The following is a 13842-nucleotide window of genomic DNA, read 5'->3' as shown; positions in this document are numbered from 1 at the left end:
TCAGGCCTCGTCCGTCGCGGTGGGGGTCTTCGGCGGGTTGAGGACTTCCGGTGGAAGCGGCTTCAGCGACGACGACACCGTATCGCCGAACTGCCACATGCGCTCCAGATTGTAGAAGGTGCGTACCTCCGGCCGGAACAGGTGGACGATGACGTCATTGGCGTCGATCAGCACCCAATCGGCGGTCTGCAGCCCTTCGATCCGCACCGGACGGCCGAACTCGGCCTTCACCTTTTCGGCGATCTTGTTGGCCATCGATGCGACCTGCCGCGTCGAGCGGCCGCTGGCGATCACCATATGGTCGGCGATCGTCGATTTGCCCGCGAGCGGAATCGAAATGACCTCTTCGGCCTGATCGTCGTCCAGCGACGTCAGGATCAGTCGCAGCAGCGCTTCGACTTCGGCCGGATCGGCCGGACGCACGGCCTGGGGGGTACTCGCCAAGGGGACTCCTGGGTTGCTGGGCCGGCATCAGTGCCGGTGCCAGTCGGGATCGGCCGCACGGACCGCGGTGGCGGAGGTCGGGTCGGGGCGGAAGCGCAACAGCACGAGTGCCGGCAAACTCCACGAGGTCCAATGCTTCGCCTGGCGTGCGGGCCGTTGGAAGCGCCGCAGCCAACCCATCGCGACACCCGCGAGGGCCTTGTCGTCATACCCCGGACGCGCGATCACCGCAATCGGCATCGTGCGCGCGATCTCGCGCCACCCGAGCCAGCGATGAAACTGCGCCAGATTGTCCGCCCCCATCAACCAGATGAACTGCCGCCGGGGGTAACGCCGCTGCAATTGGCGCAGTGTGTCGAGCGTGTAGCGCGTACCCAGCCGCGCCTCGATATCGCTCGCCCGGATCGGCGCCCGCCGCGCCATCCGCTTCGCCGACGCGAGCCGCGCCGCCAGCGGCGCCATGTCGCGCGCGCCGCTCTTGAGCGGATTGCCCGGCGACACCAGCCACCACGCCTCGTCGAGATCCAGCGCCCGGATCGCGGCGAGCGTGATCGCCCGATGCCCGCGATGCGCCGGGTTGAACGATCCGCCGAGCAGGCCGGTTTTCATGGCTCGGCTCGCTGCCAGTCTTCACGCCCATGACGGACGCGAAGGATCTCAACGCCGGTGAGGGTGATCCGATACAGCAGAAGAAAGTCAGTTTCCGCGATCCGCCACTTGCGCGCGTCCCGGTCAACGATCGGGCCGGCAGCGGGAAACTCACCGAGGAAGCGGCTAGCAGCAATGGCCGCCCGCCCTATCTCGTCGGCAAAATCGGGATCGCGTTCGGCATAAAATACGTCAATCCGCGCAAGGTCGGCCTTCGCGCGGAGAGCCCAGGTGACGGGCCTCATCCCCGTTTACGGGCGGCCACGCGCTCCTCGAACCACGCTTCCATATCCTCTTGGCTTATGCCGCCATCGCGTTCGATCGAATCGATACCTTCCTGAATAAAGGCTCGTAGTTCGATGTCGTGTTCGGCAACTTTGCGGATAGCGTCCGCCGCAAATTCTTCGCCGGTGATGCCACGTGAACGGGCCAGTTCCTCGACGATCGCCAGCGTGGCGGGATCGAGCGGTGCATTGATCGATACCGGTGCGTTCATCGGCGGATTCTATCCCTTGCGTCGGGAGTCTTCAACCGCGCACCTGCCCCGTGCCGCGGCCGATCCATTTGTACGTCGTCAGCCCCTCCAGCGCGACCGGCCCGCGCGCGTGCAGCCGCCCCGTTGCAATGCCGATCTCGGCACCCAGCCCGAACTCACCGCCGTCGGCGAACTGGGTGGAGGCGTTCCACAGCACGATCGCACTGTCGACGCCGTTCAGGAATCGCTCCGCAACCCCTGCATCCTCGGCGACGATCGCGTCGGTATGGTGCGAGCCGTGCCGCGCGATATGCGCCATCGCCCCCTCAACCCCGTCGACCAGCGCGACGGAGGCGATCGCATCGAGATATTCGGTGTCCCAATCCTCGGCGCTGACGGGCACGACGATCTCGCCGAACGCCGCCTCAACGGGATCGCCACGCACTTCGCATCCGGCCTGTTGCAACGCTGTCACCAACTCCGCTGGCCTGGCAAAGTCGCGATCGATCAGCAGCGTCTCCATCGCCCCGCAGATGCCCGTCCGCCGCATCTTGGCATCCAGCACCACCCGCTCCGCCATCGCCGGATCGGCCGAGCCATCGACATAGACGTGGTTGATCCCATCGAGATGCGCCAGCACCGGCACGCGCGCCTCCGCCTGCACGCGCGCGACCAAGCTCTTGCCGCCGCGCGGCACGATCAGGTCGATCACGCCATCTGCGGTCAGCATCGCGCCGACCGCGGCACGATCGGTGGTCGGCACCAGCTGCACCGCCTCCGCCGGCAGTGCAGCCTGCTCCAGCCCTGCAATGAGCGCCGCATGGATCGCGCGATTGCTATGGATCGCCTCGCTGCCGCCGCGCAGGATCACCGCATTGCCCGCCATCACGCACAATGCCGCCGCGTCCGCCGTCACGTTGGGCCGCGATTCGTAGATGATGCCGATCACGCCGATCGGCACGCGCACGCGGGTCAGCTGCAAGCCGTTGGGCCGCTCGCGGCGATCGATCACCTGCCCGACCGGGTCGTCCAGCCCCGCCACCGCCTCGATCCCCGCCGCGATCCCCTCGATCCGCCCGGCATCCAGCCGCAGCCGGTCAAGCAGCGCGCCACTCAGGCCGCGTGCCTCGCCCGCCGCCATGTCGCGCGCATTCGCATCGAGGATCGCCGGCGCCTGTTCGCGCACCGCCGCCGCCGCGGCGCGTAGCCCGGCGGCCTTCGCCGCCGTCGGCAAAGCCGCCAGCACCCCGGCGGCGCGGCGCGCACGCGCGCCCATGTCTGCGATCATTTCGTGCGTATTGTCTGCGTCGGCCATGCCGTTCGTTACCACGCCACCCCGCCTTATGCCACGAAGACGATCTTGCCCGGCCGATACAGCTTGCTAAGCTGCTACTATGTCGGGGGATATTGCAGCAGCAGGGGACTTCATCACGGGCGCGCTCGCCGCCCGCACGGTGGAGCCGCACGCCGGGGAATCACGCGAGCACGGCCACGGCCTGTGCCTCAATTGCGGCACGCGGTTGATCGGCGCGCATTGCCACGCCTGTGGGCAGAGTGGCCACGTCCATCGCACGATCGGCGCGATCGGGCATGAGATCGCGCACGGCGTCTTCCATTTCGAAGGCAAGATCTGGCGCACGCTGCCGATGCTGGTCTGGCGTCCCGGCGATCTCACCCGCCGCTACGTCGCCGGCGAACGCGCGCGCTTCGTCTCGCCGCTCGCCGTGTTCCTGTTCACCGTTTTCCTGATGTTCGCGACGATCAGCGCGCTGGGCGGCGACATCGCCGAACTCGCGACACCCGAAGGCGTCAGCCGCCACATCGTCGGCATCGCCGGCGGCGTTGAGAAGGTGGAAAAGCAGCTCGACCTCGCCCGGAAGACACGCGCCAAGCTAGTCGCGGCGGGCAAACCGACCGAAAAGATCGATCAGGACATCGCTGGCCTGCAAACCGCGATCGCCGCGCTGAAGCGGACCCAGGCGGGCGGGACCGGCGGCGACAGCGTGGAAACGTCGTTCACCAACGCCAAGACCGGCTGGGCCAGCCTCGACCATGGCTTGGAAAAGGCCAATAAGAATCCCGGCCTCGCGCTCTACAAGCTGCAATCGAGCGCGTACAAATACAGCTGGCTGCTGATCCCGATCTCGACGCCCTTCGTCGCATTGCTCTTCCTGTGGCGCCGCCGCTTCGGCCTGTATGATCACGCGATCTTCGTCACCTACAGCCTCGCCTTCATGATGCTGATGGTGATCACACTGATGATCGCCGGCGTCATCGGCATCGGCAGCGGCTGGATCGTGCTCGCCGTCTTTGCGCTGCCGCCGATCCACATGTTCCGCCAACTACGCGGCGCCTATTCGCTGCGCACCTTTTCTGCCTTGTGGCGTACCGCGGTGCTGCTCGTCTTCGCCTGGGCGGCGCTGCTCACCTTCGTCTCGCTGCTGCTGGTCCATGGGCTGACCGACTGACCCCCAACCCTCGCACCGTTCGCCCTGAGCCTATCGAAGGGCAGGTTGCCTCGAGCGTAACGCCCCCGGACAGCCGTGCTTCGACAGGCTCAGCACGAACGGCCGTTTGCACGGGAGGGGCTGGTCGAGCCGCGAGCCTGCGCCTATCTTTCCCCCATGCAGTTCTTCAGCCGCTTCTCGCCGGTGCGGGCCATTCGCGACCTGCGCTTTTTCCTGTCGCAGCGCGAACCGCGCGACCTGGGCTTCCTCGCGCTGGCGATCGCGATCACGGGGTTCTTCGTCTACGCCTTCATGCGCAACGACATTCCGCCCGAACCCTATCAACCCAACATCATCTACTTCAAGAATTACGCCGCCAACCGCACCGATGCGGAGATCAAGGCGCAGCAGGCGATCGACAAGGTCGAACAGGACAAGCGCATCGCCGCGCAAAAGGCGCGCGAGGAGAAATTGCGCAGCCAGTTCAAGAAGGTCGATGACGCGATGAATAAAATGGGGCTGTGAGCACGGACGATTCGCGGTGGATGGTCGCCGCGCTCGCGCTCGCCGAGCGCACGCGCGGCCGCACCGCCCCCAATCCCAATGTCGGTTGCGTCATCGTCCGCGACGATCAAGTGGTCGGTCGCGGCTGGACCCAGCCCGGCGGCCGCCCGCATGCCGAGGCGATGGCGCTCGCGCAGGCGGGCGACGCCGCGCGCGGCGCTACCGCCTATGTCACGCTCGAACCCTGTGCCCATCTTTCGGCGCGCGGACCCGCCTGCACCGATCTGCTGATCGCGGCCGGCATCGCGCGCGTCGCGATCGCGCTCGGCGATCCGGACCCGCGCACCAACGGCCAGGGCATCGCCCGGCTCCGCGCCGCCGGTGTCGCGGTAGCGGTCGGCCTGCTTGCCGCCGATGCGGCGCGCAGCATGGCCGGCTTCCTCACCCGCCGCCGCCTCGGCCGCCCGTTCGTGACGCTGAAGCTCGCCACCTCGCTCGACGGCTGCATTGCGCTCGCCGACGGCACCAGTCGCTGGATCACCGGCGTAGAGGCACGCGCCCACGCCCACCTCGAACGCGCCCGCCACGAAGCGATCCTCGTCGGCCGGGGAACATGGGAGGCGGACCGCCCGACCCTCGACGTGCGCCTGCCGGGGCTGGAGGGACGCAGCCCGCAGCGCGTCGTGCTGTCTCAGACCCACCCTCACCCTTCGGCGCTGCGCGCCTCTTCCCTCTCCCATCGGGAGAGGGAGGGAGCGGCGGAGCCGCGGAAGGGTGAGGGCGACCCGGCATGGATCCCCACCCCCGCCGCCATCACCACCCTCCCCGCCGACCACCTGCTCGTCGAGGGCGGCGCGGGCACCGCCGCCGCCTTCTTGCGAGAAGACCTCGTCGATCGCCTGCTCCTCTACCGCGCGCCCATCGTCATTGGCGGGGGCCTGCCCGCGATCGGCGCGATCGGCCTGACCGATCTCGGATCGGCACACGGCCGCTGGCAGCTCCACGATGCGCGCCAGCTTGGCAGCGACCGGCTCGAGGTCTACGAGCGCACCCCATGTTCACCGGCATAGTCAGCGATATCGGCACGATCGAACGGGTTCAGAGCGAGGGCGACACGCGCGTGCGCATCGCCACTTCCTACGACCCCGACACGATCGACCTCGGCGCCTCGATCGCCTGTTCGGGCGTCTGCCTGACCGTCATCGATAAGGGCACGGCCAACTATCATTGGTTCGACGTCCAGGTCTCCGGCGAGACGATCGCCCGCACCGCGCGCGACCAATGGGTCGAAGGGCGCCGCCTCAACCTCGAACGCGCGATGAAGCTCGGCGACGAACTCGGTGGCCATATCGTCACCGGCCATGTCGACGGCATCGCCGAGGTGATCGGCATCTGTCCGGAGGGCGATTCGCACCGCATCGGCTTCGCCGTCCCCGCCGCCCTCGCGCCCTTCATCGCGCCCAAGGGGTCGATCACGATCGACGGCGTCTCGCTCACCGTCAACACGGTCGAGGATCAGGGCGACACCACCCATTTCTCCGTCAACCTCATCCCGCATACGCAGGCGGTGACGACGCTCGGCGCCCTCGCCCAGGGCCAGATGGTCAATATCGAGATCGACGTCCTCGCCCGTTATCTGCAACGCATGGAGCATTACCGTGGCCGCTAACCCTGAGATCGCCCAGCTCCGCCACGCCTTCCTGTCGTCGCCCGAAGAGATCATCGACGAGGCGCGCAACGGCCGCATGTTCATCCTCGTCGATGACGAGGATCGCGAGAACGAGGGCGACCTCGTCATCCCCGCGCAAATGGCTACCCCTGAAAAGATCAACTTCATGGCCCGCCACGGCCGTGGCCTGATCTGCCTCGCGATGACGCGCACCCGCGTCGAGGAACTCGGCCTCGACCTGATGAGCCGCAACAACGGCACCCGCCACGAAACCGCCTTCACCGTCTCGATCGAGGCGCGCGAGGGCGTGACGACCGGCATCTCCGCCGCCGACCGCGCCCGCACGATCGCGGTGGCGACCGACAGCGGCAAGGGTCGCGCCGACATCGTGACCCCGGGCCACGTCTTCCCCCTCGTCGCACGCGACGGCGGCGTGCTGGTGCGCGCAGGGCACACCGAGGCGGCCGTTGACGTCTCGCGCCTCGCCGGCCTCAACCCCTCGGGCGTGATCTGCGAGATCATGAACGAGGATGGCACGATGGCGCGGATGGACGACCTCGTCACCTTCGCGCAGTTCCACAACCTCAAGATCGGCACGATCCGCGATCTGATCGCCTATCGCCGCCGCTACGACCACCTCGTCTCTCTGGTATCGGAAACGCGCTTCACCAGCCGCTGGGGCGGCGAATGGGCGGTACGCGCCTATCGCAACACCGCGACGGGCACCGAACAGATCGCGCTGGTCAAGGGCCGGCTCGACGTGACGCAGCCCGTGCTGGTGCGCATGCACGCGCTCTCCCCCTTCGCCGACGTGTTCGGCGAGGACGGCGACCGCAGCCGCATGCTCCAGCGCTCGATGGAGATGATCGCCAAAGAAGGCTCGGGCGTCATCGTCATCATCAACCGCCAGCGTGCCGACGGCTTCACCACCGCCGTCCGCCGCCATGCCGGCGAGCAGGTCGAGGTGCCGATGGAGGAATTGCGCGACTATGGCGTCGGCGCGATGATCCTCGCCGAACTCGGCGTCCACGACATGATCCTGCTGACCAACACCCACCACACGCTCGTGGGGCTCGACGGCTATGGCCTGTCGATCGTCGCCGAGCGCCGCATCGAAGGCGAAGGCTGACCCATGGCCAATATCCTCATCGTCGAAGCCCGCTTCTACGACCATCTCAACGACATGCTGCTCGCCGGTGCCCGCGCCGCCATCGAGGCGGCAGGCCACACGCATGAGACGGTGACGGTGCCGGGCGCGCTCGAGGTGCCGGGCGCGATCGCGCTGGCGTCCGACACCAGCCGCTACGACGCCTTCGTCGCGCTGGGCGTCGTGATCCGCGGCGAGACCTATCATTTCGAGATCGTCTCGAACGAAAGCGCCCGCGGCATCATGGCGCTGACCATGGACGGCCTCGCCATCGGCAACGGCATCCTCACCACCGAAAACGAAGCGCAGGCGATCACCCGCGCCGACCCCGGCCAGCTCGACAAGGGCGGCGGTGCGGCCCAGGCGGCGATCGCCATGATGGACCTGCGCGCGCAACTGGGCTGAACCGCGCACGCCCGCGCAACGTACTTCCCACACACCCGCCCCCTTCTCTCGTCATCCCGGCGCACGCCGGGATCCATGGACGGGAGTGCGGCTGACGTAGGCGCGCAACCGCTGCGTCGCGTTTCCATGGATCCCGGCCTTCGCCGGGATGACGACGGAAAGGGCAGGGCGGGCTGTGCTCCCACACACCCCGTTCGCCCTGAGCCTGTCGAAGGGCGGGTCGCCCCACGCACACCCGCCCCTGTGGCACGACGTGCTTCGACAAGCTCAGCACGAACGAGAATGATCCGCCCGTTCTGCGCCCTCCGCGTCCTCCGCGTCCTCCGCGCCCTCCGCGCCTCTGCGCGCAAAAACAATTCACGCGAAGCCGCGAAGCCGCGAAGAGGTAGGCACCCGCCGCCAGCCACCTGCCCTCCCCATCACGAGCAAGACAGGCTGACGCCCACCCCTCACGCACCCCTTCGCGTCTTCGCGTCTTCGCGCGAACACAAAAAAGACCCGGTACGTCACCGTACCGGGCCAGGGTCGTCCGCAGGAGGAACGTCGGTGGGGTGCGGGACCTAGCGTCCCGCTCCCGATCAATTGTAGGCGCGCTCGCCGTGCTCGCCGAGGTCGAGGCCTTCCTGCTCGACTTCGGGGCTGACGCGCAGGCCGGTGAGCAGCTTGGCGATGGTGATCGCGATCACCGTGCCGATCGAGGCCCAGACGATCGTCGTTGCGACCGCCTCGATCTGCACCAGCAGCTTGGCACCCATGGCGTAATCCGCCGCACCCGGTCCGCCGAGCGACGGGGCATAGACGATGCCCGTGCCGATCGCGCCGATCATGCCGCCGATGCCATGCACGCCGAAGGCGTCGAGCGCGTCGTCATAGCCGAGCTTGGGCTTCAGCACCGACACCGCGAAGAAGCAGACCACCGAAGCAACCGCACCCAGCACGATCGCACCGAACGGACCCGAATTGCCCGCCGCGGGCGTCACCGCGACCAGGCCGGCGACGATGCCCGAACAGAAGCCCAGCGCCGACCCCTTGTGACCGCGCACCCGCTCGATCAGCATCCAGAACAGGCCGCCGCTCGCCGTCGCGACGAAGGTGTTGATCATCGCGAGACCCGCCGAGCCATTGGCTTCCAGCGCGCTACCCGCATTGAACCCGAACCAGCCGACCCACAGCAGGCCGGTGCCGACGCCCGTCAGGGTCAGCGAATGCGGCGGCATCGGCGTATTGGGATAGCCCATGCGCTTGCCGAGCATCAGCGATGCGACCAGCGCCGAGACGCCGGCGTTGATGTGCACCACGGTGCCGCCCGCAAAATCGAGCGCGCCCGCCTTGAAGAACAGGCCCGACGATGCCCACACCATGTGCGCGATCGGGAAGTAGACGATCGTCAGCCAGACGGCACCAAACGCCATCACCGCGCTGAACTTCATCCGCTCGACCACCGATCCCAGCACCAGTGCGACGGTGATCGCGGCAAAGGTCATCTGGAAGCAGATGAAGACATATTCGGGGATTTCGACGCCCGCGGTGAAGGTTGCCGACTGCGACGCCGCGGTCACGCCCTGCAGGAACGCCTTGTCGAAGCTGGCGATGAAGTTGGTCAGCACCCCGCCACCGGCAAGGTCGGGTCCGAAGGCGAGGGAATAGCCGTACATCACCCAGATCAGCATGGCGAGGCACGCGACCGCGCCGATCTGCGTCATCACCGACAGCATGTTCTTGGCGCGGGTGAGACCGCCGTAGAACAGCGCGAGGCCCGGCAGGATCATCATCATCACCAGCACGGTGCTGGTCATCATCCAGGCGGTGTCGCCCTTGTTGACCGTCGCGACGACGGGTGCCGCCGCGGGCGCCGCCTGGGCGAAGGCCGGCAGTGCGGTGAAGGCCGCGGCAGCGCAGGCCGCCCCGACACCGGCGATTTTCTGTGTCAGCTTCATCTTACCCCCCTCAGAGCGCCGAATCGTCGGTTTCGCCGGTACGGATGCGCACCGCCTGCCCGACGTCGAGCACGAAGATCTTGCCGTCGCCGATCGCGCCGGTGTTCGCCGATGCCTGGATCGCCTCGACGACCCGGTCGGCCAGGTCGGCGGCGCACACCACCTCGATCTTGATCTTGGGCACCATGTTGGTGCTGTATTCGGCGCCGCGGTAAATTTCGGTCTGGCCCTTCTGGCGGCCGAACCCCTTGACCTCGGTAACCGTCATCCCTGCCACCCCCAACGTGGTGAGTGCTTCCCTCACCTCGTCGAGCTTGAACGGCTTGATGATCGCAATGACCAGCTTCATCCCTGCCCCCTTCGCATCAGACGGCATGCTGCATCGCAACGACCGTGCCATTTACGATTTGGCAGGATTTCAGGGCATTTCGTGCGCAGTCGGCGCAGGCAACGTCAGATTATTGTGCAGCGCGCTTTCTCTGCCCAAAAATCAGGCAGCGCCGACGATGTCCTGCGCCGCCGTCAGATCGTCCTCGTCCACCATCACGCGGACCGGGATCAGCAGATAGCTGCCATCGGCGATGCTCGCGCCGCCATCGAAGGCGATCGCCGCAATCCCTTCCGCCGCCAGCCGCCCGACGAGGATATTGGCCAGGTTGCGATCATAGCGACCGAGTTCGACGAGGGACATGGATGCGCTCCGTTGACGCGCATGAACCATGCGCATATTTTCACAGCATGAAGCACGATCCGATCGCATCCGGCAAGCGCAAGCCCGTCAACCTCTCTCTCGACACGGGTATCGTGGCGATGGCGAAAGAAGCCGGCGTCAACCTGTCGCAGGTCAGTGAAGCCGCGATCCGCGAGGCGGGGCGCAAATTGCGCGATGCGAGCTGGAAAGAAGAGAACCGCGACTGGATCACGGCCCATCGCCGATGGGTCGAGGAGAACGAACTCCCCCTCGAAAAATACCGGCTGTTCTGATGGCGCGGTTCGATGTGTACAGCTTGGCGAACGGGTCGCTGGTCGTGGATTGTCAGGCCGACTTCCTCGACGAGATCGGCACCCGTTTTGTAGTACCCCTTCTCCCACGCGGCGAAGGGCCGGCACCACACGCCCGCATCAATCCCGTTATCGCGTTCCGTGACGAGACGCTTGTCCTCGTACCGCAACTGGCCGCCGCATTGCGGACGAGCGATTTACGCAGGCGGGAAGGCTCGCTTGATCATGAGCACTATACGATTATGCACGCGATCGACGTGCTGATCGGCACGGCCTGATCCTTCAGGCCGCCGTCCCCCCCACCGTCAGCCCATCGACCAGCAGCGTCGGCTGACCCACGCCCGCGGGCACGCTCTGCCCACCCTTGCCGCACACGCCGATCCCTTCGTCGAGCGCGAAGTCGTTGCCGATGCCCAGCACTTTGGTCAGCACCGTCGGCCCGTCGCCGATCAGCGTCGCGCCCTTGATTGGCGCGCCCAGCTTGCCGTTCTCGATCCGGTACGCCTCGGTGCAGGAAAACACGAACTTGCCCGACACGATATCCACCTGTCCGCCGCCGAAGCTCTTGGCAAAGATGCCCGTCTTCACGCGGGATAGCAGCTCGGCGGGATCGTCCTTGCCATCCTTCATGAAGGTGTTGGTCATCCGCGGCATCGGCGCATGCGCGAAGCTTTCGCGCCGCCCGTTGCCCGTCGCGGCCACGCCCATCAGCCGCGCGTTGAGCCGGTCCTGCATATAGCCCTTCAGGATACCGTCCTCGATCAGCACCGTCTCGCGCGTTGGCGTGCCCTCGTCGTCGATCGATAGCGACCCGCGCCGGTCGGCCAGTGACCCGTCATCGACCACCGTCACGCCCGGCGCCGCGACACGCTCGCCGATCCGGCCCGAGAACGCGCTCGTCCCCTTGCGGTTGAAATCGCCCTCCAGCCCATGGCCGATCGCCTCGTGCAGCAGCACGCCGGGCCAGCCCGGCCCGAGCAAGACGGTCATCTCGCCCGCCGGCGCCGCGACCGATTCGAGGTTGACCAAAGCCTGCGCCAGCGCCTCGTCGATCCCGCGGTTCCACACCGCCGGCTCCATCAGCCGCTCGTACAGATAGCGCCCGCCGATACCGAAGCTGCCCGTCTCGCGCCGGCCATTCTGTTCGACGACGATCTGGATGTTGAGCCGCACCAGCGGCCGCACGTCGGTCGCGACGAAGCCGTCGGGCCGCACGATCTCGACCACGCTCCACGTGCCGCTGAGGCCCACCGACACCTGCGCCACGCGCGGGTCACGCGCGCGCGCCGCGGCGTCGATCGTCTGGCACAAATTCACCTTGGCGGCGAACGGCACCAGGTCGAGCGGATCGGCATCGGTATAGAGGTGGCGATTGGTGCCCTGCGGCGGCGGCGCCTTGGCACCGTTCGACGGGTCGATCAGCGCCATCGTCTCGCCCGCGCGGCGGATCGCCGCTTCGGACAGCTCGTTGGCGTGCGCGAAGGCGGTCATCTCGCCCGACACGGCGCGCAGGCCGAAGCCCGCATTGGTGTCGTAGCTCGCGGTCTTCAGCCGCCCGTCATCGAAGCCGAATGCCTCGGCCTTGCGATATTGCAGATAGAGTTCGCCATCGTCGGCCGCCCCCAGCGTTTCGGCGGTCAGCCGCAGCGCGGCGTCGGGCGACAGCGCGTCGCGATACAGGAACGAGCGGGGATCGGCGGATACGGTCATACCCGCCAATATAGGCGCGCGATGCGGCCCGGCTAGTTAGCGCGGGCTCGCGCCTTCCGAAATGTCACGCAACGTCGCCTGATCGACGCCATCCGCCGGCCCGCCGATCAGCACGAAGCGCCGATCGCAATAGCCGCAGTCGATATAGCCATGCTCGTCGATCTGCAGGAACACGCGCGGATGGCCGAGCGCCGCACCGCCGGGAATGTCGGTGGCGCCGTCGCAGGCGACGCGGCGTTGGGAGACACGGACGATTTCGGGCGGCGCGATCATGGATGCGCGGATAGCAAGGCGCGCCCGTCCCATCAATCCTCCGCGCTCTCCCCCCTTCGTCATTCCCGCAAAGGCGGGAATCCATAACCTCCGAACCGCAACGATAGAGTCGCACCGCTAGCCAGTCTGGATTCCCGCCTTCGCGGGAATGACGATGAAGGAAGAGGATGCATCCACCGGAATGGGTTGCACCCCGCCGCCACAAGCGTATGCCCCGCTCCATGACCGAGGCCGCGATCCGCATCCAGAACCTCTGCAAGACCTATCAGGGCGGCAAGCGCGCGCTCGACGGGGTCAGCTTCGACGTGCCGCGCGGCCAGATCTTCGGCCTGCTCGGCCCCAATGGCGCAGGGAAGTCGACGCTCATCAACATCCTCGCCGGCCTGGTGAACAAGACTGAGGGCAGCGCCGAAATCTGGGGCTTCGACATCGACGCGCATCCGCGCAACGCCAAGGCGTCGATCGGCATCGTCAACCAGGAAATCCTGTTCGACCCCTTCTTCACGCCGATCGAGACGCTGGAAATCCAGGCAGGCCTCTACGGCGTGCCCAAATCGCAGCGCCGCAGCCTCGATTTGCTGCGCGCGGTGCATCTGGAGGACAAGGCGAACGCCTATGCCCGCACGCTGTCGGGCGGCATGAAGCGGCGGCTGATGGTCGCCAAAGCGATGGTCCATTCGCCCCCCGTCCTCGTCCTCGACGAACCGACCGCGGGCGTCGACATCCAGCTGCGCCAGCAATTGTGGGCCTATGTCCGTGAATTGAACGCTGCCGGCGTCACCGTCGTCCTCACCACCCATTACCTCGAAGAGGCCGAGGAATTGTGCGATCGCATCGCGATCATCAACCACGGCCGCCTGATCGCCAACGAACCGACGCGCGACCTCGTCGGCAAGGCGCAGGAAAAGGTGGTGGCGGTCACCGTCGACCGCGACGTCGCGACGCCGCCGCAGAACGCCTGTTTCGCCAAGATCGTCCTGAAAGGCAGCCGGACGCTCGAAATCACCTATGCCAAGGATCGGGTGAATGCCGGCGAAGTCCTCGCCGCGGTGCAGAACGACGGCTTCGGCATCGTCGACGTGACGACCAAAGAACCCGATCTGGAAGACGTGTTCCTCAGCCTCACCCGCACCGACGCCTGAGCAATCTTACGATAACGAAACAAAACCGTACGTCGGCAA

At 66.9% G+C, this 13842-nt stretch carries 19 protein-coding genes; 9 read left to right on the top strand and 10 right to left on the bottom strand.

All coding sequences use genetic code 11. The features are described from left to right. From rsfS to GGR47_RS06790, 5 genes are read right to left on the bottom strand one after another with little or no spacing between them, the layout of a single operon-like run. Window positions 1-444, bottom strand: coding sequence for a ribosome silencing factor (gene rsfS, locus GGR47_RS06810; protein ID WP_221204681.1), 444 nt, complete (start codon window positions 442-444; stop codon window positions 1-3). 27 nt (window positions 445-471) lie between these two features. Next, window positions 472-1053: a nicotinate-nucleotide adenylyltransferase gene (locus GGR47_RS06805; protein WP_147036635.1), complete on the bottom strand. Its 582-nt coding sequence runs from the start codon at window positions 1051-1053 to the stop codon at window positions 472-474. Then, window positions 1050-1337, bottom strand: coding sequence for a type II toxin-antitoxin system RelE/ParE family toxin (locus GGR47_RS06800; protein WP_147036634.1), 288 nt, complete (start codon window positions 1335-1337; stop codon window positions 1050-1052). Before GGR47_RS06800 ends, GGR47_RS06805 begins: the two co-directional genes overlap by 4 nt. Next, the gene (locus GGR47_RS06795; RefSeq protein ID WP_017980274.1) at window positions 1334-1588 is read right to left on the bottom strand and encodes a hypothetical protein; all 255 of its coding nucleotides are present in this window, start codon (window positions 1586-1588) and stop codon (window positions 1334-1336) included. Before GGR47_RS06795 ends, GGR47_RS06800 begins: the two co-directional genes overlap by 4 nt. A gap of 31 nt (window positions 1589-1619) precedes the next feature. Further along, window positions 1620-2882 (bottom strand): glutamate-5-semialdehyde dehydrogenase, encoded by a 1263-nt coding sequence (locus GGR47_RS06790; RefSeq protein WP_147036633.1) that lies wholly within the window; start codon window positions 2880-2882, stop codon window positions 1620-1622. Between the two features lie 79 nt (window positions 2883-2961). On the opposite strand from GGR47_RS06790, the gene GGR47_RS06785 reads away from it, so the two are divergent. The 6 genes from GGR47_RS06785 to ribH all read left to right on the top strand — a co-directional run bounded on the left by GGR47_RS06785 (window position 2962) and on the right by ribH (window position 7739). Continuing rightward, entirely contained in the window at window positions 2962-4035 is a 1074-nt protein-coding gene (locus GGR47_RS06785; protein ID WP_147036632.1) for a DUF3667 domain-containing protein, read from the top strand. Between the two features lie 75 nt (window positions 4036-4110). Continuing rightward, the gene (locus tag GGR47_RS06780; RefSeq protein ID WP_244305135.1) at window positions 4111-4539 is read left to right on the top strand and encodes a hypothetical protein; all 429 of its coding nucleotides are present in this window, start codon (window positions 4111-4113) and stop codon (window positions 4537-4539) included. A gap of 20 nt (window positions 4540-4559) precedes the next feature. Then, window positions 4560-5588 carry a bifunctional diaminohydroxyphosphoribosylaminopyrimidine deaminase/5-amino-6-(5-phosphoribosylamino)uracil reductase RibD gene (ribD, locus tag GGR47_RS06775; RefSeq protein ID WP_183949502.1) on the top strand — a complete coding sequence of 343 codons (1029 nt, stop codon included), beginning with the start codon at window positions 4560-4562 and terminating at the stop codon, window positions 5586-5588. Then, window positions 5573-6187, top strand: coding sequence for a riboflavin synthase (locus tag GGR47_RS06770; protein WP_116460362.1), 615 nt, complete (start codon window positions 5573-5575; stop codon window positions 6185-6187). Before ribD ends, GGR47_RS06770 begins: the two co-directional genes overlap by 16 nt. Beyond that, window positions 6177-7316 carry a 3,4-dihydroxy-2-butanone-4-phosphate synthase gene (gene ribB, locus GGR47_RS06765; protein WP_147036630.1) on the top strand — a complete coding sequence of 380 codons (1140 nt, stop codon included), beginning with the start codon at window positions 6177-6179 and terminating at the stop codon, window positions 7314-7316. Before GGR47_RS06770 ends, ribB begins: the two co-directional genes overlap by 11 nt. Before the next feature lie 3 nt (window positions 7317-7319). After that, a complete protein-coding gene (ribH, locus tag GGR47_RS06760; RefSeq protein WP_043060888.1) occupies window positions 7320-7739 on the top strand; it encodes a 6,7-dimethyl-8-ribityllumazine synthase in 420 nt (139 codons plus the stop codon). A gap of 578 nt (window positions 7740-8317) precedes the next feature. Here ribH and GGR47_RS06755 read toward each other — a convergent pair. From GGR47_RS06755 to GGR47_RS06745, 3 genes are all read right to left on the bottom strand, one after another. After that, on the bottom strand, window positions 8318-9676 hold the full coding sequence (locus GGR47_RS06755) for an ammonium transporter (protein WP_147036629.1): 1359 nt from the start codon (window positions 9674-9676) through the stop codon (window positions 8318-8320). Between the two features lie 10 nt (window positions 9677-9686). After that, window positions 9687-10025, bottom strand: a complete 339-nt coding sequence (locus GGR47_RS06750; protein WP_017980283.1) for a P-II family nitrogen regulator — start codon at window positions 10023-10025, stop codon at window positions 9687-9689. 141 nt (window positions 10026-10166) lie between these two features. Continuing rightward, entirely contained in the window at window positions 10167-10367 is a 201-nt protein-coding gene (locus GGR47_RS06745) for a putative signal transducing protein (protein WP_043060897.1), read from the bottom strand. Between the two features lie 2 nt (window positions 10368-10369). Between GGR47_RS06745 and GGR47_RS06740 the strand changes: the two genes are divergently transcribed. Beyond that, window positions 10370-10660, top strand: a complete 291-nt coding sequence (locus GGR47_RS06740) for a type II toxin-antitoxin system CcdA family antitoxin (RefSeq protein WP_244305132.1) — start codon at window positions 10370-10372, stop codon at window positions 10658-10660. Then, on the top strand, window positions 10660-10956 hold the full coding sequence (locus GGR47_RS06735) for a CcdB family protein (RefSeq protein WP_147036628.1): 297 nt from the start codon (window positions 10660-10662) through the stop codon (window positions 10954-10956). The genes GGR47_RS06740 and GGR47_RS06735 overlap by 1 nt, the downstream gene beginning before the upstream one ends. A 4-nt stretch (window positions 10957-10960) precedes the next feature. Here the strand turns inward: GGR47_RS06735 and tldD are convergent, their stop codons facing one another. Together tldD and GGR47_RS06725 are read right to left on the bottom strand one after the other, a co-directional pair. Next, the gene (tldD, locus tag GGR47_RS06730) at window positions 10961-12388 is read right to left on the bottom strand and encodes a metalloprotease TldD (protein ID WP_147036627.1); all 1428 of its coding nucleotides are present in this window, start codon (window positions 12386-12388) and stop codon (window positions 10961-10963) included. A 36-nt stretch (window positions 12389-12424) separates the two neighbouring features. Then, on the bottom strand, window positions 12425-12661 hold the full coding sequence (locus tag GGR47_RS06725) for a zinc-finger domain-containing protein (RefSeq protein ID WP_017980288.1): 237 nt from the start codon (window positions 12659-12661) through the stop codon (window positions 12425-12427). A 221-nt stretch (window positions 12662-12882) separates the two neighbouring features. On the opposite strand from GGR47_RS06725, the gene GGR47_RS06720 reads away from it, so the two are divergent. Further along, window positions 12883-13803, top strand: coding sequence for an ABC transporter ATP-binding protein (locus GGR47_RS06720; RefSeq protein WP_017980289.1), 921 nt, complete (start codon window positions 12883-12885; stop codon window positions 13801-13803). Window positions 13804-13842: the final 39 nt, after the last annotated feature.

This window comes from Sphingomonas aquatilis, from assembly GCF_014196115.1.
In the GTDB taxonomy this organism is placed as follows: Bacteria; Pseudomonadota; Alphaproteobacteria; order Sphingomonadales; family Sphingomonadaceae; genus Sphingomonas; species Sphingomonas aquatilis.
This window is presented reverse-complemented; position numbering and strand designations above follow the sequence as displayed.

Bases quoted from the DNA above. Each gene is read 5' to 3' on its own strand.
- GGR47_RS06800 (WP_147036634.1), bottom strand. From the start codon at position 1,337: ATGAGGCCCGTCACCTGGGCTCTCCGCGCGAAGGCCGACCTTGCGCGG.
- GGR47_RS06735 (WP_147036628.1), top strand. From the start codon at position 10,660: ATGGCGCGGTTCGATGTGTACAGCTTGGCGAACGGGTCGCTGGTCGTG.
- GGR47_RS06745 (WP_043060897.1), bottom strand. From the start codon at position 10,367: ATGTCCCTCGTCGAACTCGGTCGCTATGATCGCAACCTGGCCAATATC.
- GGR47_RS06725 (WP_017980288.1), bottom strand. From the start codon at position 12,661: ATGATCGCGCCGCCCGAAATCGTCCGTGTCTCCCAACGCCGCGTCGCC.
- GGR47_RS06785 (WP_147036632.1), top strand. From the start codon at position 2,962: ATGTCGGGGGATATTGCAGCAGCAGGGGACTTCATCACGGGCGCGCTC.
- GGR47_RS06805 (WP_147036635.1), bottom strand. From the start codon at position 1,053: ATGAAAACCGGCCTGCTCGGCGGATCGTTCAACCCGGCGCATCGCGGG.
- GGR47_RS06755 (WP_147036629.1), bottom strand. From the start codon at position 9,676: ATGAAGCTGACACAGAAAATCGCCGGTGTCGGGGCGGCCTGCGCTGCC.
- tldD (WP_147036627.1), bottom strand. From the start codon at position 12,388: ATGACCGTATCCGCCGATCCCCGCTCGTTCCTGTATCGCGACGCGCTG.
- GGR47_RS06795 (WP_017980274.1), bottom strand. From the start codon at position 1,588: ATGAACGCACCGGTATCGATCAATGCACCGCTCGATCCCGCCACGCTG.
- GGR47_RS06770 (WP_116460362.1), top strand. From the start codon at position 5,573: ATGTTCACCGGCATAGTCAGCGATATCGGCACGATCGAACGGGTTCAG.
- GGR47_RS06790 (WP_147036633.1), bottom strand. From the start codon at position 2,882: ATGGCCGACGCAGACAATACGCACGAAATGATCGCAGACATGGGCGCG.
- ribD (WP_183949502.1), top strand. From the start codon at position 4,560: ATGGTCGCCGCGCTCGCGCTCGCCGAGCGCACGCGCGGCCGCACCGCC.
- ribH (WP_043060888.1), top strand. From the start codon at position 7,320: ATGGCCAATATCCTCATCGTCGAAGCCCGCTTCTACGACCATCTCAAC.
- GGR47_RS06740 (WP_244305132.1), top strand. From the start codon at position 10,370: ATGCGCTCCGTTGACGCGCATGAACCATGCGCATATTTTCACAGCATG.
- GGR47_RS06750 (WP_017980283.1), bottom strand. From the start codon at position 10,025: ATGAAGCTGGTCATTGCGATCATCAAGCCGTTCAAGCTCGACGAGGTG.
- GGR47_RS06720 (WP_017980289.1), top strand. From the start codon at position 12,883: ATGACCGAGGCCGCGATCCGCATCCAGAACCTCTGCAAGACCTATCAG.